The 16,882-nt window shown below is 59.7% G+C and carries 20 protein-coding genes; 12 read left to right on the top strand and 8 right to left on the bottom strand.

From position 1 onward, the window contains the following. The first annotated feature begins 12 nt into the window (after nt 1-12). Nucleotides 13-528: a hypothetical protein gene (locus MUN84_RS11475; RefSeq protein ID WP_244694230.1), complete on the top strand. Its 516-nt coding sequence runs from the start codon at nt 13-15 to the stop codon at nt 526-528. A 93-nt stretch (nt 529-621) separates the two neighbouring features. Here MUN84_RS11475 and MUN84_RS11470 read toward each other — a convergent pair whose 3' ends face one another. Then, nucleotides 622-1,848: a multidrug effflux MFS transporter gene (locus tag MUN84_RS11470; protein ID WP_244694229.1), complete on the bottom strand. Its 1,227-nt coding sequence runs from the start codon at nt 1,846-1,848 to the stop codon at nt 622-624. A 270-nt stretch (nt 1,849-2,118) separates the two neighbouring features. Here MUN84_RS11470 and MUN84_RS11465 point away from each other — a divergent pair, with 270 nt between their 5' ends. The 8 genes from MUN84_RS11465 to MUN84_RS11430 all read left to right on the top strand — a co-directional run bounded on the left by MUN84_RS11465 (nt 2,119) and on the right by MUN84_RS11430 (nt 8,157). Next, complete coding sequence (locus MUN84_RS11465) at nt 2,119-2,379, top strand: 4a-hydroxytetrahydrobiopterin dehydratase (protein WP_244694228.1); 261 nt, start codon at nt 2,119-2,121, stop codon at nt 2,377-2,379. 157 nt (nt 2,380-2,536) lie between these two features. Beyond that, nucleotides 2,537-3,265, top strand: a complete 729-nt coding sequence (rsmI, locus tag MUN84_RS11460) for a 16S rRNA (cytidine(1402)-2'-O)-methyltransferase (RefSeq protein WP_244694227.1) — start codon at nt 2,537-2,539, stop codon at nt 3,263-3,265. 7 nt (nt 3,266-3,272) lie between these two features. Then, the gene (locus tag MUN84_RS11455; RefSeq protein ID WP_244694226.1) at nt 3,273-4,442 is read left to right on the top strand and encodes a hypothetical protein; all 1,170 of its coding nucleotides are present in this window, start codon (nt 3,273-3,275) and stop codon (nt 4,440-4,442) included. Beyond that, nucleotides 4,442-4,981, top strand: coding sequence for an apolipoprotein N-acyltransferase (locus tag MUN84_RS11450; RefSeq protein WP_244694225.1), 540 nt, complete (start codon nt 4,442-4,444; stop codon nt 4,979-4,981). The genes MUN84_RS11455 and MUN84_RS11450 overlap by 1 nt, the downstream gene beginning before the upstream one ends. Before the next feature lie 131 nt (nt 4,982-5,112). Continuing rightward, a complete protein-coding gene (locus MUN84_RS11445; protein ID WP_244694224.1) occupies nt 5,113-5,907 on the top strand; it encodes an inositol monophosphatase family protein in 795 nt (264 codons plus the stop codon). Nucleotides 5,908-6,049: 142 nt separating this feature from the next. After that, on the top strand, nt 6,050-6,250 hold the full coding sequence (locus MUN84_RS11440) for a FeoB-associated Cys-rich membrane protein (protein WP_244694223.1): 201 nt from the start codon (nt 6,050-6,052) through the stop codon (nt 6,248-6,250). Between the two features lie 133 nt (nt 6,251-6,383). Next, on the top strand, nt 6,384-6,722 hold the full coding sequence (locus MUN84_RS11435) for a hypothetical protein (RefSeq protein ID WP_244694222.1): 339 nt from the start codon (nt 6,384-6,386) through the stop codon (nt 6,720-6,722). A 91-nt stretch (nt 6,723-6,813) separates the two neighbouring features. After that, entirely contained in the window at nt 6,814-8,157 is a 1,344-nt protein-coding gene (locus tag MUN84_RS11430; protein WP_244694221.1) for an erythromycin esterase family protein, read from the top strand. A gap of 74 nt (nt 8,158-8,231) precedes the next feature. Here the strand turns inward: MUN84_RS11430 and MUN84_RS11425 are convergent, their stop codons facing one another. The 5 genes from MUN84_RS11425 to MUN84_RS11405 form a co-directional block, all read right to left on the bottom strand. Continuing rightward, entirely contained in the window at nt 8,232-8,504 is a 273-nt protein-coding gene (locus MUN84_RS11425; protein WP_244694220.1) for a hypothetical protein, read from the bottom strand. A 15-nt stretch (nt 8,505-8,519) separates the two neighbouring features. Continuing rightward, entirely contained in the window at nt 8,520-9,131 is a 612-nt protein-coding gene (locus MUN84_RS11420) for a hypothetical protein (RefSeq protein ID WP_244694219.1), read from the bottom strand. 206 nt (nt 9,132-9,337) lie between these two features. Next, nucleotides 9,338-9,742: a DUF4870 domain-containing protein gene (locus tag MUN84_RS11415; protein WP_244694218.1), complete on the bottom strand. Its 405-nt coding sequence runs from the start codon at nt 9,740-9,742 to the stop codon at nt 9,338-9,340. After that, nucleotides 9,736-10,005, bottom strand: coding sequence for a helix-turn-helix domain-containing protein (locus MUN84_RS11410; protein WP_244694217.1), 270 nt, complete (start codon nt 10,003-10,005; stop codon nt 9,736-9,738). Before MUN84_RS11410 ends, MUN84_RS11415 begins: the two co-directional genes overlap by 7 nt. Before the next feature lie 312 nt (nt 10,006-10,317). Next, the gene (locus MUN84_RS11405; RefSeq protein WP_244694216.1) at nt 10,318-11,343 is read right to left on the bottom strand and encodes an SPASM domain-containing protein; all 1,026 of its coding nucleotides are present in this window, start codon (nt 11,341-11,343) and stop codon (nt 10,318-10,320) included. Nucleotides 11,344-11,674: 331 nt separating this feature from the next. Here MUN84_RS11405 and MUN84_RS11400 point away from each other — a divergent pair, with 331 nt between their 5' ends. Beyond that, a complete protein-coding gene (locus MUN84_RS11400) occupies nt 11,675-12,037 on the top strand; it encodes a hypothetical protein (RefSeq protein WP_244694215.1) in 363 nt (120 codons plus the stop codon). A gap of 76 nt (nt 12,038-12,113) precedes the next feature. Here the strand turns inward: MUN84_RS11400 and MUN84_RS11395 are convergent, their stop codons facing one another. Together MUN84_RS11395 and radA are read right to left on the bottom strand one after the other, a co-directional pair. Beyond that, on the bottom strand, nt 12,114-13,532 hold the full coding sequence (locus MUN84_RS11395; RefSeq protein ID WP_244694214.1) for a TlpA family protein disulfide reductase: 1,419 nt from the start codon (nt 13,530-13,532) through the stop codon (nt 12,114-12,116). A 327-nt stretch (nt 13,533-13,859) separates the two neighbouring features. Beyond that, the gene (gene radA / locus MUN84_RS11390) at nt 13,860-15,248 is read right to left on the bottom strand and encodes a DNA repair protein RadA (protein ID WP_244694213.1); all 1,389 of its coding nucleotides are present in this window, start codon (nt 15,246-15,248) and stop codon (nt 13,860-13,862) included. A gap of 184 nt (nt 15,249-15,432) precedes the next feature. On the opposite strand from radA, the gene MUN84_RS11385 reads away from it, so the two are divergent. Together MUN84_RS11385 and MUN84_RS11380 are read left to right on the top strand one after the other, a co-directional pair. Then, a complete protein-coding gene (locus MUN84_RS11385; protein ID WP_244694212.1) occupies nt 15,433-16,419 on the top strand; it encodes a cyclic nucleotide-binding domain-containing protein in 987 nt (328 codons plus the stop codon). Next, entirely contained in the window at nt 16,383-16,829 is a 447-nt protein-coding gene (locus MUN84_RS11380; RefSeq protein ID WP_244694211.1) for a sensor histidine kinase, read from the top strand. The genes MUN84_RS11385 and MUN84_RS11380 overlap by 37 nt, the downstream gene beginning before the upstream one ends. Nucleotides 16,830-16,882 lie beyond the last annotated feature (53 nt).

Here is a 16,882-nt window from a genome sequence, read left to right as displayed (position 1 = left end):
CGCCGACTGACCATGGAAAATACCACCATTGACCCCAAGAAGCTACCCGGCTGGGGCATAGATGCAAATCCGGAAAACGACCCCACTTACCCCCTGCGTGTGCCGCGCATGAACGTGTCGCAGGACCCCGACCACAAGCACCGGCCGGCCTCCTCGCAACCGGTAGATGTAGAAGTGCTTAAGTCCATTGAGCGCCCGAACGTGTCGGCTGTGTTTGGCGAGTCGGCACCGCCGGTGGGGCTGAGCGGTGCCCTACGGCGCATGGCCTTTAAGTACAGCGAATCGCACTACGGGCACTGGCTGCCCCTGCTGCTCGCCGACCGTGTGAATGTGGTAGAAGGCATCATTGAGGACTTTGCCCACGGCAAGGTGCCCAACATTTTCGCCGAAAAAGGCTACGCCGTGGAGTGGAAGCACAACCGCTCGGCTTTCGTAACCAAAATGGCCACTATTGCCTTGGTAACAACGGGTGCCATTTTGCTACTCACCCGCGACAAAGACAAGAAGCGCAAGAAGTACCGCTACTAGCGCCTGCTTGCTAACCGCATAGCCCTGTAAACGACAACGCCCCTGCTGCACAAGTCAGCGGGGGCGTTGTCGTTTTTGAGTGAGTTTCGGGCTTTAATGAACCAGCACCCCCGCATCTTCGGCGGCGGCTACGGGCTGCCCGATAACTCGGCGGCCAACCACCTGAATCAGCAGGGCCAGTATGGCCGAAGCTGCCATGATGGCCACCATGGGCACGGCCGTGTGGGTGTTGAACATGCTAACCCCAAAAGAGGCCAGGGCTCCCACGGCCATTTGGGTGGCGCCCATCAGGGCGGCGGCGCTGCCGGCATTCTTGGAGAACGGGGCAATGGAAAGCGCCGCCGCGTTTGGGTTGGCAAAACCTAGGCAGCACAAAAACAGGAACAGCATAACTACGGTAGCTTCCATCCCGAACCAGCCCAGGCTAGTGCCCAGCAGAAACACCAGCCCAATAACGGATTGGCAGATCATGGCCGCTAGCACAATTTGCTCGCTGCGGTAGTAACGCAGCACCCAGCTGTTCACCTGGCTGGAGCCGATAAAGCCCACCGACAACAGCGCGAAAATCCAGCCGTAGACCTTTTCGCTGGCTCCAAAAATGTCCATGAACACCAGCGGGGAGCCCGAAACGTAAGCCAGAAGTCCACCGAACGTCATGGCGCCGGTAAGGGCGTAGGTAAAGAACTGGGGCTCGCGCAGCACCGACCAGAACGTGGTGAGAATGGGCCGGGGGTGTAGGGAGTACGTCGGGTCGGGCTGGTAGCTTTCGGGTAGCCAGAAGATGCTGGCTAGCAGCATTAGGGCTCCCATGGCAAACAAAACCAGGAACACCGACTGCCAGCCGTAGGCGGCTATCATGTAGCTCCCAACGGTAGGGGCCAGCATGGGCGAAACGCTGATAACCAGGGTAAGCAGAGAAAACACCTTGGGCGCATCCTGCACCGGAAATAAGTCGCGCACCATGGCCACGGCCGCCACCGTGGCGGCGCAGCTGCCCAGGGCCTGCACAAAGCGCAAGGCAATCAGGCTGTCGATGCTAGGAGCCAGGTAGCACCCCACCGAAGCCAACACGTAAAGCAGCAGCCCCACGTACAGCGGCTTCTTACGCCCGAAACGGTCTAGCAGCGGCCCGTAGAGTAACTGCCCCGCCGAAACCCCAATAAAGAAGCTCGACAAGGAAAGGGATACATCGGCTACCGTGGTATGCAGGTCCTGGGCAATGGCCGGAAAGCCCGGCAGGTACATGTCGATGGAAAAAGGACCCAGGGCCGACAAAGTGCCCAGGATCAGAATCAGAAAAAAGTAGCGTTGCTTACTCATGCGAATAGGTAGGACAGGCCGCCGGATACGGGCAGCTGTCCAAGAAAAAATCAGAGTTTCGGAAGCGGTTGGGGCTCTAAACCAACGAGAAGCCAAAAAGATTACCGGCCCACCCGGTATAGTGGTTCACGGCCCTACAATGCCCCAAAGGTAACGGGTGAAGGCCGGAGCCGCCTGGTTGGCCTGGCTAGTTGACGCCGGTCAGTCGTTGAATGACAATTTGCGGCGGGTGAAGACTACCTTGCGCTACCGCCTTTACCTGCCTTGCTTATGTGGACTGAACAAGACAACGCCCTTACGCGCACCTTCCGCTTTCAGGATTTCAAGATGGCCTTCAGCTTTATGAGCGACGTGGCCGAGGAAGCGGAGTACCAGGAGCACCACCCGTGGTGGAGCAATGAGTACAACCTCGTCAGCTTCCGCCTGCGCACCCACGACGCCGGCAACACGGTAACGGAAAAGGACCGCAAACTCGCCGAGGCCATCGACCAGCTAGCCGCGGAGTATGGCGGCACGGCGCAGGAGGGGTAGAGAAAGAAGTAGGAGTGAGAAATGACGCATCATGCAGCAGTAGAGCGGGGTGCCTGCCGCGTCCTGCTTGGCGTGCCGGCGGCTAGGTGGTTGGGCCCTCAACACGCTACTAGCAACCGGCAACTACCAACCGGCAACCTCCTGCTACCTTTGAGCTATGGCTGAACCCCAAGAAAAAACGCTTTTGTACCTCGTGCCCACGCCCATCGGCAACCTGGAGGATATTACCCTGCGAGCCATCCGGGTGCTGGGCGAGGTAGATACGGTGCTGGCCGAAGACACCCGCACCAGTGGCCGCCTCATGCAGCACTTGGGCCTGAAAAAGCCCATGCTCAGCTACCACCTGCACAACGAGCACCAGCAAGTGCAGCGCCTGCTCGAACGCCTGGAGAAGGGCGAGACCATGGCCTTGGTGTCGGATGCCGGCACGCCCGGAATTTCCGACCCCGGCTTTTTGTTGGTGCGCGAGTGCCTAGCTCGGGGCCTGAAAGTGGAGTGCCTGCCCGGTGCCACGGCCCTAGTGCCGGCCCTGCTAAAATCGGGGTTTGGGGCGGAACGGTTCACCTTCGAGGGCTTTTTGCCGGTGAAGAAGGGCCGCCAGACCCGCCTCAAGGAGTTGGCTCAGGAAACCCGCACCATGATTTTCTACGAGTCGCCGCACCGCATTGTGAAAACCCTGGAGCAACTCGCCGAAGTCCTGGGCCCTGAGCGTCAGGCTTCTGTGAGCCGGGAACTGACCAAGCTGTTCGAGGAAACCGTAACGGCCCCGCTCGCCGAGCTGGCGGCCAGTTTCGCGGCCCGCGCGGCCATTAAAGGAGAAATTGTACTGGTAGTGCAGGGCCACAAGGAAGAACGCACCAAGGAAGACCGTTATACCGAAGAATAAGACCATAGTGCTGACGAAATCATCGAATCCCGTGGCCGGCGGCACGCCCGCAGCGGCACCTGCCCTACCCGTTGCGGGACTGAGCTACTGGCTGCCGAGCCTGCTGGCCTTGTTGGGGGCGGCGCTGCTGTGGCTGGGCTGGCCGGTGCACCCGGCCCCGCTGGCCCTGGTACTGTTGGTCGCCTGGGTGCCCTACCTGCGCCTGGAGCAGCTGCTAACGGCGCGCGGAGCCAGCGGCTGGAAGGTGTGGCGCTACAGCTACCTGCTGCTAGTGCTCTGGAACCTGTTCACAACGTACTGGGTGAGTTACAGCACGTTGGCCGGTGGCATTACGGCCGTTATCTGCAACGCCCTACTGATGAGCTTGCCCCTTACTGCCTTCTACCACACCAAAAAACGCTTCGGCCCGAAGCTGGGCTACCTCTCCCTACCCATTTATTGGATAGCCTTCGAGCAGCTCCACCTGCACTGGTTCCTGACCTGGCCTTGGCTGACCCTCGGCAATGGCTTTGCCCAGGCCAACCAGTGGGTGCAGTGGTACGAGTACACCGGCTTTTTGGGCGGTTCCGTCTGGATTTGGCTGGTGAACTTGCTGGTGTTCTTTGCCATTACGAAGTACCAAGCCTCCACGGCAGCAGGCGCGGTGCCCTTGGCGCGGGTACCGCTTCAGCGCCTGCTGGTGCTACCCCTACTGGCTGCGCTGGTGCCCATAGGAATATCCAAGCTCATTGCCAGTCAGTATCAGGAAAAAGGCCCCACGGCCGAAGTGTTGGTGATTCAGCCCAACGTAGACCCCTTCAATGAGAAGTTTGAGGGCGGCGCTAACTTCATTTCCCATGACCTGCAGCTGCAGCGCCTGCTTACCCTCACCGAGCAGAACCTGACCCCGCAAACCAAGCTCGTCCTCTGGCCCGAAACCTCCCTCGATGAAACCTACTTCGAGGCTGCAATTGAAACCTACCCCAAAATTCAGCGCCTGCGCCAGTGGCTTAGCCAGCACCCCGGCGTGGAGCTGGTAACTGGCCTGACCACCGTGGGCCAATACGGTCCGGATAAAGGCAAGGCCAGCCCCACTGCCCGTTTCCGCGACGACCTAGGCTACTACGACATCTTCAACGCCTCCCTGCACCTGGGCAGCGCCTCCGGCCCGCCGAATTCTACCATAAGTCTAGGCTAGTGCCGGGGGTAGAGGGCGTGCCGTCGTGGCTGTCAGCCTTCGTGATTGATTTGGGTGGTACGGCCGGCGGCCTGGGCTCCCAGCCCGAGCGCACTGTGTACCGCACGGCTACTCCCGGCCTAAGCGTAGCCCCCGTAATCTGCTATGAGTCAGTATATGGCGACTTTGTGGGCGACTACGTGCGGCAGGGGGCTTCCCTGATCGGCATCATCACCAACGACGGCTGGTGGAGTGACTCGCCGGGCCACAACCAGCACCTGCAGTACGCCACCCTGCGCGCCATTGAAACCCGCCGCGACATTGCCCGTTCGGCCAACACCGGCATTTCGGCCTTCATCAACCAGAAAGGTGAAATCACGCAGCAGACGGGCTGGTGGGAGCAGGCCGTGAGCCGCGCCACCGTGCACCTGAACACCGAGCAAACCTTCTACGTCCGTCACGGCGAGCTAATTGGCACCACCTGCCAGGTGCTGGCCGTGCTGCTGCTGCTGCTAACGGTGGTGCAGGCCGTAAGGAGCCGAAAACAATTGACTGCTTAATATCGTCTGTCATCCGGAGCCTACGCGAAGGACCTCTGCCGCCGTGCTACTTCCCAGAGGCAGCCCGCGGTAGAGGTCCTTCGCGTAGGCTCCGGATGACACTCTTTTTCTGCGGATACTACCTTCGTTTCATGGATTACAATCAACTCAGCTTTCAGCTTGCGGCCGTCACGCGCCACGCGGGCCAGTTTATTCGTCAGGAGGCCGCCACTTTTGACCGGAGCCACATCGAAAGCAAAGGCGTGCACGACCTGGTGTCGTACGTAGATAAGGAAACCGAAAAGCTGCTCGTGGCCGGGCTGCGCGAGGTGCTGCCTGAAGCCGGCTTCATCACGGAAGAGGGTACCGAGGGCGCCCACCGGGCCGAGGAGTACAACTGGATTATCGACCCGCTGGACGGCACCACCAACTTCGTGCACGGCCTGCCAGTGTACTGCGTAAGCGTGGGCCTGATCCACCACGGCGAGCTAGTGGCGGGCGTGGTGTACGAGGTAGTGCGCGACGAATGCTTCCGGGCTGCCAAGGGGGCTGGGGCCTTCTGCAATGAGGAGCCCATCCACGTTTCCGATGTGCCGGACCTGAACAACTCCTTGATTGCCACCGGCTTCCCCTACACCGATTTCACCCACCTCAACGAGTATCTGCAGCTGTTGAGCGCTTTTATTCAACGCTCCCACGGGGTGCGCCGCGTGGGGTCCGCCGCCGCCGACCTAGCCTACGTAGCCGCCGGCCGCTTCGAGGGCTTCTTCGAGTTCAACCTCAACTCCTACGATGTAGCCGCGGGCATTCTGCTGGTGCGCGAAGCCGGCGGCCGCGTCACGGCTTTCCTGGAAGAAGGCGACCCGCTCTTTGGCCGGCAGGTAGTAGCTAGTAACGGCCACGTGCACGAGGAAATGCAAACCACCATCCGGGAAACCTGGAAGTAAAAAGTCTAGCAGTTATAGCTAGTTCCCCTCCTTGGAAAGGAGGGGAACTGGTTGTTGGCTCCATAGCATAGGTAGTAGGGGCGCCCCTGTATATACATCCAGCCGCAAACTTTTCCTGGCGCGTCGTAGTTTTGTGACCATCATGTGGATACAGTACCTCATCATCGCTTTGCTCTTTGCCGGAGCTGTGTTCTACGTCGGGCGCATCTTCTGGCGAGCTTTCTTTTCCAAGGATCAGGCGGGCTGCGCCAAGGGCTGCGGCGGGGCCTGCTCCGTGATTGATGTTGAGCGGCTGCAGCGCACCATTGAGCTGGCCGCCGCCCGCGAAGGCACCGGCCGCTAGCGGCGCAATATTCTTGCTACGGGATATAACCTGCCCCCGTGCTGGCTACGTATAGCCGGCACGGGGGCTTTCCGTTGCTGGCCCTGCCTACCCCCGGAACCTTCCCCTTCCCCGCTTACAAACGCCCCTCATTATGCAAGACAAAGAAGAAGAACGCTCGCTCGTTAACGTAGAAAGAAAACTCAACGAGGAAGGCTTTACGGCTGATTTTAGTGTGCAAAATGGCCGCCTGTACGCCATGAGCGACGAAAAGAAAACCTACGGTCCGGAAGACGTAACGATTGTGGACTTCTACCGCTTCGAAGGGGAAAGCAACCCCGATGATATGTCCATTCTCTACGCCCTGGAAACCGCCGACGGTGTGCGCGGTACGATTTCCTCGGCCTACGGTACCTACGGCGACTCTGATGCCCTGGAGTTTCTGAAGCAGGTAGAAGACTTGGGCAAAAACTTGAGCAAGCGCTTCAAGTAAGCACTGCCACCCTACCTATTCCTTCCCGGAGTGCGCCGCAACTGCTGTTGCGGCGCACTCTTCTGTTTCTGCCCCACCCAATCTCAACGCTATGAAAACTCCCTTGCCTACCCACCCGCTCCGTTCGGCACCCGACCTAGACCCGCTGTTGGATGCCATCGGCGACGCCCGCATTGTCTTGCTGGGCGAGGCCTCCCACGGCACCTCTGAGTATTACACCTGGCGCACGGCTCTTTCCAAGCGGCTAATCCAGGAGAAAGGCTTTCAGTTTATTGCCGTGGAAGGCGACTGGCCCGACTGCTTCAAGGTAAACGCGGCCATTAAGCAAGACGAGCCTACCTACGGCAGCGCCGCCCAGCTGCTGAGCACGTTTAACCGCTGGCCCACCTGGATGTGGGGCAACTGGGAAATTGCGGCCCTTGTGGAGTGGTTGCACCAGCACAACCGCCAGCAGCCGCTGGAGCAGCGCGTGGGCTTCTACGGCCTGGATGTGTATAGCCTCTGGGACTCCCTGCAGGAAATCCTGCGCTACGTGGAAAAGCAGGGCGATGGAGCCGTGCACGCTGCCCACCAGGCTTCTCAGTGCTTTGAGCCCTACGGCGACGACCCCCAGGAGTACGCTCACGCCGTGGCCTTCGTCTCGGATGATTGCCAGGATGAAGTGACGGAAATGCTGCGGGCCCTGCGCAAGCAAGTAGCCGCCGAGCATCCTGATGGCCTGCTGGCGCGGGAGCAGCAGTTCAACGCCGAGCAGAACGCCTTGGTAGCCGTAAATGCCGAGCGCTACTACCGGGCCATGATTAAGGGCGGCTCCGCTTCCTGGAACGTGCGCGACACCCACATGATGGAAACCCTCACCCGCCTGCTCGACCTGCACGGGCCTGATAGCAAAGCCATTATTTGGGAGCACAACACCCACATCGGCGACGCGCGCTACACCGACATGCGCCGGGAGGACATGGTAAACGTTGGGCAACTTGCCCGCGAAGCGTACGGCCGCGACCAGGTGTTTGCCGTGGGCTTTGGCTCCTACCAGGGCTCCGTTATAGCGGGTAAGAAGTGGGGTGCTACCCCCGAGCGCATGACCGTACCGGAAGGCACTCGCGGCTCCTGGGAAAACCTGCTTCACCAGCAATTGCAAGGAGAAAATGCTTTGCTACTGTCCCAGGAGCTGCGCGGCCACGAGGCCTTGCAGAAGTCCATCGGTCATCGGGCCATTGGCGTCGTGTACCGGCCGGAGTTTGAGCGGTTTGGCAACTACGTTCCCTCCGTCATCCCGGACCGCTACGACGCCTTTCTGTTCTTAGACCACACCCGGGCCCTGCACCCCCTACCTACCCCCAAGACGAGCACACCCCGCCCGACCTGTACCCCTGGAATTACTAGAGCAGAGTTGGCAGCAGAGCATACTACCTTCATAAGCGCCTCTGCATAACTACAGTTGTTGATGCACCCGATAACAGCTTGAACATTACTTCACGGACGGTACTTGGTCTGGTGGGCTTTCACCTACTGCCACACTACCCCGAAGCGTCCGCCCCGTACGTCGAGGATGATTGTTTGCTGGCTGAAAGGCTCGTTACCTAGCATGCCACCCATACCGGAAAAGCGCATCAGCAAGTTTTCCATCAGGCTAGTGCCTTCCACGTAGGTTACCGTGCCCAGAGGAATGGCGGCCTTACTCAGTTGCACGTCGGCTTCCGTGGCGGTTGTGTAGGTAGTCAGCTGCCGCCCCATGGAGTTGGAAGCAGCCGTTTGGACGGGCGCCTGCGGGCGGGCCATCTGCTGCCAGACAGCCTAACTGGTGAGTAGGGCGAAGGCGCTGCTACCGGAGTCGAAGAGCAACTTCTCAGTTTTGCCCAGCACCTGAGCTGTGAGCAGCACGCGGCGGCTGGCGTAGTCGAGGGGTACGAACTCGGTGCGGGGCAGGAGGCTGTCGGGGGCTTGGGTGCTGAGGCTGAAGCGTTGGCGGGCGTAATCCAGAACCATCACCCGGCCATCAAGCACATCGGCCCCTAGCGTACCAATGATAAAAGGTGCGGTGCTGTCGGCGGGCAACTCGCTGGCGCCGTACGGCAGGGCCCGCAGGCGACGGGCTTGCACCCGCGCTTGGCCCAAGGTAAAGGCAACGTTATGTAGGGTGTCGGCCCGGGGTAGCAGTGTTTGGGCCGTGGCCGGGTAGTGCCGCCGAAGCACTGCTAGGGAGTTGGCGTAGAGCAGGGAGGTAGGGGCACCAGTATCAAACTGAAGGTAGCAGGTGCGCGGGCAGCCAGGCAGCGTTACGGGCACCAATAGCGCCGCATGAGGCACCACGGGGCGGGCTGAGCCGGCGTACCATACGAAGGCGCTGGTAGTAGGCAAGCCCGTAACGGCCAGCTGGTTGGCGGCTGGCTCAAACTTCTTGCGCATATAAAAGTAGCCCCAGCACCACTAACCAGAAGCAGGGCAAGTACGGCGAGCAGGATGTTGCGGAAGAGTTTCATGGCGCATGAAGTGGAGGTGAGTTAATGAGCCAAAGGTGCCCGTTTTCCTACCTGGGTCCGTGCGTCATCTACCCGTCATTTGGCCGCCATTTGAAGTAATGAACTGTAAGTCATCAGGATACATCTAGTGCCTCACAGCCGTATCCGGTATAGATCTAGCTGGCCCTGGCGCAACTGCCAGCTGTTGTAGCCGATTGTCAGCACGTTCAGGCCGTAGGTAATGGCTACCACGGCCACGTAAACTCCGGGCAGCACGGGACGGTAGTTGGGGGCTACGCTCAGGTGCACAATTAGCACCAGCAGGAAGACAAAGAAGCTGCAGACCTGCCACAAAATCTGGAAGCCCAGCACGCGCCGCCCTACTTCTGCCGCGTGCTCCACGGAGTAGCGCCGGGTCCGCCAGAGCCACCAGGGTACTACCAAGTTGAGAAGGGGCACCAGCAAAAAACTCAAGGCGCTTAGGTTCAGCAGCTGCAGAAAGTCGGGGTCGGAGCGCAGCTTTGGGCTAGGAGCCAGTTCCGGTTGGGCCACTAGCACCGGCGTAGCAGCCGCAACGGGCGGCCCAGCATGGGGCCGCCCGCTGCGGCTGCTACAACCAGCTCCGCGGGCTCCGTTCGGAAGGCTTCCAACGGTACTTCCAGGGCCGTAGCCAGTGCCTGCAGGGTAAAGCCGCGTGGCACCGTGTCGCCCTGCTCTACCCGCTGAATCGTGCGCAAACTCACCCCCGACTGCTCCGCCAGCACTTCCTGCGAGAGGCCTTTACTTTTCCGAATAGTAGCAATGCGGGCGGCCGAGAACATAGGAATCAGGTAGGAGAAGGACTGCCAGCAAGATAGACTTCTCTTGTTATAGTCAGAACTAGGCTTATTGAGTCAAGGCAGAGCATCTGGTTCGTAGTCGTCCGGTTACTACTGCACCGTCAGCTGGCAAAACGCATGGATGTGCTCAGTCTGACCTTGTTCTGCCCGTGTTACATAGCTCTACCTCAGAGAAGTCTGCTGCTTCCCGGTCCTTCCGCTACCCGGCCGACCCAGAAGTAAGCCGCTACCACTACGTCTGCCGACTCACTAGTGCCTCAGGCCCCACCCGTTCACCACTTCACAAGTTCACTGCTACCCCCACACTTTGGTGCCTTCAGTGCAGTTGCGGCACATCTCAATTTGGTCGCGGCCTTTGAGCAGGGAGGCGCGGAAACGCTGGTACTTAGAGCCGTGCCAGAGCTGGCGGAAGGTTTGCTGCTTCAAGTCGCCGAGGCGGTACTCGGCGTCTTTATCGAAGCAGCAGGGCACTACCAGCCCGTCCCAGGTGATGACGCAGCTGTGCCACATTTTCCAGCAGTGGTTCACCAGCTTGTTCTTGATGCTCCAAGTGCCATCGGCCGCGTTGTTCTCGTAGCGCGAATAGTAGTCGATGGTCGGGATAAGGGGGGAGCCATTGTGGTAGTCGTAGATCTGGGCGGTTTTAAACCACACGTCATCCACTCCCAGCTCCTTGGCCAGGCGTTTGGCTTCGTCAATCTGGTGCTCATTGGGGCGTACCACCAGAAACTGAAACACCACCCGCGGCGTCTGCGACTTTAGCTCCCGCCGCCACTTAATCAGGTTCTTGGTGCCTTCCAGCACTTTATCCAGCTTGCCGCCCACCCGGTACTGCTGGTACACGTCCTGGGTAGTGCCGTCCAGGGAAATAATCAGCCGGTCCAGTCCGCTTTCTACCGTGCGGCGGGCGTTGGTATCGTTGAGGTAGTGGGCGTTGGTGCTGGTGGCGGTGTAAATGCCTTTGCGGGAGGCATACTGCACTAGTTCCAGGAAGTTGGGGTGCAGGTAAGGCTCGCCCTGGAAGTAGAAAATCAGGTACCACAGCCGGGAGGCTACCTCATCAATAGTCTTGCGAAACAGCTCGTCGGGCAGCATGCCGGTGGGCCGCGTGAAGGAGCGCAGGCCGCTGGGGCACTCCGGGCAGCGCAAGTTGCAACTGGTCGTTGGCTCGAAGCTCAGGGCTACCGGCAGCCCCCAATGCCGGGCTTTGCCTGTCAGCTTGCTCAAGATGTAGCCTCCTACTACTTGCGCTCCGTTCCAGACGCGGCCGGGGGTAGCTTTGGAAAAGAAGTTGAGTCCGTCGGTGAGTAGGGAAGCCATGCGGGAAGTAAAGGTACGGCGCCTCGGCTGAGCCGGAAGCAGAGACAGAACAAGCAACCTCTGAATCTGGCTACAATCAGCAGAAATAAGTAGCCTCTCAAAGCTCTTACCACACTACAGGCGCTATCCTAAGCCTGACATCAGCATCATTTCTGCGCTACCTGATTCTGGTGCCGTTGCTGCCGGCTAACTGCTTAATAAATTGATCTATGCGTGTCTTATTGGAATACTGTATGCTACGGCTGAATATTGACTTTAGCCAATATAATTAGTTGTATAACCTAAAAATATTGGCCTGCGTTAAAGGGGTATCATCACTTTGCTATTCGCCATGAAAATACCAGTTGAAGCAGGTCAGGAAAAAGGCTTTCTACCCGATGGCCGCCATACGGTTGAAATCACCGATATCCAAGAAGGCACCAGTGAGCACCAGAACGTGCCCTTCTTCGCCGCCCGCATGGAAAATGAAGATGGCTTCATTACCCAGCGTTTTTATACCTCTCCTAACGCCATGCCTATTTTACTTTCCCTGTATTCCGTGGTAGGCATCCAGCCCGAGGCCGGCAAGGATTTAGATACCAAGCAGTTGCTAGGCAAGAAGGTGTCAATTGAGGTAGGGGAGCATAGCTACGCTGACCCGGCCTCTGGCAATGAGCGCACCATCAAGCAGGCTACCGGCTTCCGCACTGCCTAATTGCTTGAACCTCCCTAACACAACAGCGCCGCCCGAATCTCCTTCGGACGGCGCTGTTGTGTTAGGGAGGCAGGAGCTATTTGCCCGTTGGTAGCGTGCTGCTGTAGGTGTTGGCCTTGCCAAAGGACTCCTTGATTTCGTCCACGGCGGCGCGGCTGCTCAGGCGCTTGGGCTTGGTGTTAAGAAAGGTGCCATCCTCGGCCAGCAGGAAGTAGCTGGGCACATCCTGAACGGCGTAGGCGCGGGCAATGGCTGAGCGCAACCCGCCGGCCGTGCGCACGTGCACGCCCGGCAGCCGCTTGCTGACAACTAGCTGCTTCCAGGCGCCCTCGTTTTCGTCCAGGGCCACGTTCAGAAACACAATGTTTTTACCCTCAAACTTCTTCGCTAGCTCCGCCGCGTAGGGCAGGTCGCGCAGGGCCAGGCCGCTCGTGGTACGCCAGAAATTTAGGTACACCAGCTTGCCAGCAAACTGCTTCAAACTCACAGTGTCACCTTTGGCTGAAATCAGCTTAAAATCGGGTGCTGGGGCCCCAATGGCAAACGCCTTGTGCGTATCGAAGTCCTGACGCAGCAGGGGATAGTAGTGGTTCTTCGCATCAACGGAGCGGAAATCCTCCAGCATAGCCGCCGACTGCTTCACGTGACCGAAGCGGAAGGATTCCTTGAGCACTCGGCCCATAATGATTGGTTTTACCGGGCCATCGAGCTGCTTCTTGGCCAAGTCGTAGCATACCTGGTAGAAGTCAGGGTCGGAGCGGAGCTTGCCGTTGCTGGTGGCCAGGTAGTGCACGTAGTTGAGCAGAAACTCCTGGTACTGTTCGCTTTGTGCCGCCGCTGGGTTGTTAATCAGGGCCTTGTCGTTGAGGAAGTCGTAGTACGTAGGCGACATTTTCAGGCGGCCCTCGGTGGCTACCACCTGCTCGCGCAGGTCCTGGAAAGTCAGCCGGTCGTTGGCGTAGCTGTAGGCGATTTCGGCCTTTAGGTATTCCTTGAACGCCGGGCTTAAGCCGTCCGTGCCACCTTCCACAAACTTCTGCTCCTCTTTGCGGCGGTAGTCCAGGAAGGAAAGAAAGCCGGGCTCATACAGCATGATGTTATCGGGAAGGACCTGAAAACCATCGTTTTCCACGAACTTCTCATCCATCTCCGACATGAATGTATTGGCTTCTGCGCCCCGGCCTTTGTAGCGCACGGTGCTAGCCAAGTCAGAGCCCTTGAAACGTACTTCCAGTTGGTTGCCGGGCTCCAGAAACAGATCCGTTACGTCGTCGCCGTACACAAGGTCGGCGCGGGTAGGGCCGTTTACCGTCAGGGCTAGCCGAAACTCGCCTTTGTCATCGAGCCGAGCATAGGTAATCTGCTCTTTTACATCGAGCGGATTCTCGCGCACCGACACGGCCACTGTGTCGGCCGTGCGTCCGCTGACCTTACCGGTCAGAACCACGGTGCCTTGGGCCCGGCCCAGCAGGGGGCGGCTAGCACGGCTGCCCACAGCAGGGCGGCGGCGAAAGTAGATCTATTGGGCATCAACAAGGAGGCTACATCAGGAATAGACTGCTAAAAACGTTCAACACGGAAGTTGATTTCAGGTTCCCGTGTCAGGTGTTTCGCGGTAAAAGTCAATTTCTATACCGAAGATACGGCGGAAAGGTTGAGAAAGTCCAATCCGCTCGGTTACTTTTTTCGTAACCACGTACCCAACCCCAAAGTTTTGTACACTCCAAGGAGCCCGGCCACGAAGGTATGCTTTTAGCAACTTTCGTGGCCGGGCTTCAAAATGAGTAGGTTACCTGGCAGCATACTGGTTATTAAGCTGCTTTTAGCCAAAAAGACCCGTCAGCACCTCGTCGAGGCGCCCGGCGGGGTGCACCCGAATGCCGTAGCGGGCCAGGTCCAGCCCTTTGGCGTTGAATTGCGAAATGTACATTTCGGCGAAGCCCAATTTTTCCGATTCACTCAGGCGCTGATCTAGCCGGCTCACGGCCCGAATCTCCCCGCTCAGGCCCACCTCCGCCGCCAGGCAAATTTCGTTGCGAATGGGCACGTCATTAAGCGAACTCACTACCGCCGCGCACACGGCTAAGTCCAATGCGGGGTCTTCGAGGCGCAGACCGCCGGCAATGTTCAGGAACACGTCATGCTGACCTAGGCGCAGGCCGCTACGCTTCTCTAGTACCGCCAGCAGCATCTGCAGGCGCTTGCTGTCGAAGCCCGTGGAGGAACGCTGAGGCGTGCCGTAGGTAGCGGGCGTCACGAGGGCCTGCACCTCCACCAGCAGCGGCCGGTTGCCTTCCAGAGTAGCCCCAATGGCAATGCCGCTGAGCTGCTCCGTGCGCTGGCTCAGCAGAATCTCGGAGGGGTTGCTTACCTGGCGCAGCCCCGCGCCCTGCATTTCGTAGATGCCCAGCTCGGCAGTGGAGCCGAAGCGGTTTTTGATGGTGCGCAGAATCCGGTAGGTCAGGTGCCGGTCGCCCTCAAACTGCAGCACGGTATCCACCATGTGCTCCAGGATTTTGGGGCCGGCAATGGAGCCATCCTTGGTGATGTGACCGATGAGCAGCACCGGCACACCCGTATCCTTGGCGTACTTAAGTAGCTCGGTGGTGCACTCGCGCACCTGGCTCACGGAGCCGGGCCCGGCCTCCACAATGGTGCTGTGCAAGGTCTGGATGGAATCGACGACCACCACGTTGGGCTGGAGCTGGTCAATCTGGCGGAAGATGTTCTGGGTGTTGGTTTCGGTGAGGATGTAAAGGCCCGGGTGCTGCTGCCCGAGGCGTTCGGCCCGCATCTTGATTTGCTGCTCGCTTTCCTCGCCCGATACGTACAGGATGCGCAGGTTGCGCAACTGCATGGCAATCTGCAGCATCAGGGTACTTTTACCGATGCCCGGTTCGCCCCCGATCAGCACCAGGGAGCCGGGCACTAGTCCGCCGCCCAGCACCCGGTTCAGCTCCGCGTCGTGGGTGTTCAGGCGTGATTCTTCCTCGTAAATAATGTCGCCGAGGGGCTTGGGCTTGGCCGCTTTGGTAGTGGAGCCCACGGAAGTAGAGGCCTTCCAGGCGTTGGCAGCCGGGTTAGCGTCGGCCTTTTCAATAACTTCCTCCACGTAGGTATTCCACTCCCCGCAGCTGGGGCAGCGCCCGATCCACTTGGCTGATTGCGCGCCGCAGTTCTGACAGAAAAATAGGGTTTTAACTTTGGCCATGCCGCAGATGTAAGAGCTAGGGGAAAACTAAAGAATGCAGCTAGAAGCCAAAAAGTTTGGCAAGAAACATCTTTTATAGCCTCCGGTATATACTTGGGAGGCTCCCGCGCGCTGCCCGCGTATTTCCCCGTCGCGCCCCTACCTTTCATGGGTTGTCCTGCCTGCACGTTTTACTACCTCCGTTATGCTACCCCCTGATCTTGCGCCCCTGGTTGCCTTTGCCGGTCTGCCGCCCGCTACCCTGGAGTGGCTGGCGCAACACGGCGAACAGCGCACCTTTGCCCCCGGCGAAACCATTATAAAGCCCGGCGATGAGGCCGAGTACATGATGGGCGTACTGGCCGGCGGACTGCAGTTCTACGCCGTGCGCAACGGGAGTCGGGAGCCGGCTTTCCGCATTGATGCGGGCCAGATTAGTGGGGTGCTACCCTACTCTCGCCTCCGGACAATCAGCGGGCACGGGGTGGCCGTTGGGGAAACAACCCTGTTTCTGCTGCACCGCAATCTGTTTCCGGAGTTGGAGCACGTGAGCCCTGAGCTGGTGCAGCGCCTGGTGGGCCTGATGAGTGACCGGGCCCGGCTGGAAGCCCGCACCCAGGAGCGCGACGACAAGCTGCGCGCCCTGGGCAAGCTCTCGGCCGGCCTGGCCCACGAGCTCAACAACCCCGCCGCGGCCATCATGCGGGCTGCCGAAACCCTTACTAACCTGCTGCAAGCCAAGCCGGCCCTACTGCTGGAATTCGTCCGCCACTGCCCTTCGCCGGAGGCACTGGCCGCCCTGGCGGCGCTGGCTACGGCCCCCGTTACGGCGGCCTCGCCCGCCGGCTCTGCGTTGGCGCGCGCCGATGCCGAAGACGAGCTGGCCGAGTGGCTAGAAACCCAGGGCGTGCCCGATGGCTACCAGCTGGCCGCGGGCCTGCTCGACGCCGGCCTGACCCTGGCCGCGCTGGCCCCCGTTGCCGATGCCTTGCCCGAGGCGGCCCGCCCCGCGGCCCTGAGTTGGCTGGAAGGGCAGCTCACCACCCGCCGGCTGGTGCTAGACGTGCAGGAAGCCGGCACGCGCATCACTACCCTCGTGGCTAATGTGAAGACCTACAGCCACATGGACCGGGGCGGCGACTTTGCCCCCTGGACGTGCACGCCGGCCTCGACAGCACCCTCAACATGCTGAGCTACTGCCTGCGCGAAGAGAAAGTGCAGGTACTCCGCGACTATGCTCCCCAGCTTCCCCTAATCAAAGGCCAAGTCAGCAGCCTAAACCAGGTGTGGACCAACTTGCTGGATAACGCCATTGACGCCCTGCCGCCGGGCGGCGAAATTACGGTGCGCACCCGCCAGGAGGGCGACTTCGTGCGGGTGTTCATCATTGATAATGGGCCCGGTATTCCGCCGGAAGTGCTACCCCGCATCATGGAGCCGTTCTTTACCACCAAACCCGCCGGCGAAGGAACCGGCCTTGGCCTCGACATTGCCCTGCGGATTGTAGAGCAGCACGGCGGCCGCCTGGAAGTGCAGTCGGGGCCCGGCCACACGGAGTTTGGGGTGTGGCTGCCGGTGCTGGCGCCCGCCGAACAGCACTAGGCTTACCCTGAAGCTGACCTATACCCTACGTTAACTACCTGCCTTTCTAGTCC

The sequence above is a fragment of the Hymenobacter sp. 5516J-16 genome, from assembly GCF_022919335.1.
GTDB classification, from domain to species: Bacteria; Bacteroidota; Bacteroidia; order Cytophagales; family Hymenobacteraceae; genus Hymenobacter; species Hymenobacter sublimis.
This window is presented reverse-complemented; position numbering and strand designations above follow the sequence as displayed.

Coding starts and splice junctions, on each gene's coding strand:
- MUN84_RS11475 (WP_244694230.1), top strand. CDS start 13: ATGGAAAATACCACCATTGACCCCAAGAAGCTACCCGGCTGGGGCATA.
- MUN84_RS11470 (WP_244694229.1), bottom strand. CDS start 1,848: ATGAGTAAGCAACGCTACTTTTTTCTGATTCTGATCCTGGGCACTTTG.
- MUN84_RS11465 (WP_244694228.1), top strand. CDS start 2,119: ATGTGGACTGAACAAGACAACGCCCTTACGCGCACCTTCCGCTTTCAG.
- rsmI (WP_244694227.1), top strand. CDS start 2,537: ATGGCTGAACCCCAAGAAAAAACGCTTTTGTACCTCGTGCCCACGCCC.
- MUN84_RS11445 (WP_244694224.1), top strand. CDS start 5,113: ATGGATTACAATCAACTCAGCTTTCAGCTTGCGGCCGTCACGCGCCAC.
- MUN84_RS11440 (WP_244694223.1), top strand. CDS start 6,050: ATGTGGATACAGTACCTCATCATCGCTTTGCTCTTTGCCGGAGCTGTG.
- MUN84_RS11435 (WP_244694222.1), top strand. CDS start 6,384: ATGCAAGACAAAGAAGAAGAACGCTCGCTCGTTAACGTAGAAAGAAAA.
- MUN84_RS11430 (WP_244694221.1), top strand. CDS start 6,814: ATGAAAACTCCCTTGCCTACCCACCCGCTCCGTTCGGCACCCGACCTA.
- MUN84_RS11425 (WP_244694220.1), bottom strand. CDS start 8,504: ATGGCCCGCCCGCAGGCGCCCGTCCAAACGGCTGCTTCCAACTCCATG.
- MUN84_RS11420 (WP_244694219.1), bottom strand. CDS start 9,131: ATGCGCAAGAAGTTTGAGCCAGCCGCCAACCAGCTGGCCGTTACGGGC.
- MUN84_RS11410 (WP_244694217.1), bottom strand. CDS start 10,005: ATGTTCTCGGCCGCCCGCATTGCTACTATTCGGAAAAGTAAAGGCCTC.
- MUN84_RS11405 (WP_244694216.1), bottom strand. CDS start 11,343: ATGGCTTCCCTACTCACCGACGGACTCAACTTCTTTTCCAAAGCTACC.
- MUN84_RS11400 (WP_244694215.1), top strand. CDS start 11,675: ATGAAAATACCAGTTGAAGCAGGTCAGGAAAAAGGCTTTCTACCCGAT.
- radA (WP_244694213.1), bottom strand. CDS start 15,248: ATGGCCAAAGTTAAAACCCTATTTTTCTGTCAGAACTGCGGCGCGCAA.
- MUN84_RS11385 (WP_244694212.1), top strand. CDS start 15,433: ATGCTACCCCCTGATCTTGCGCCCCTGGTTGCCTTTGCCGGTCTGCCG.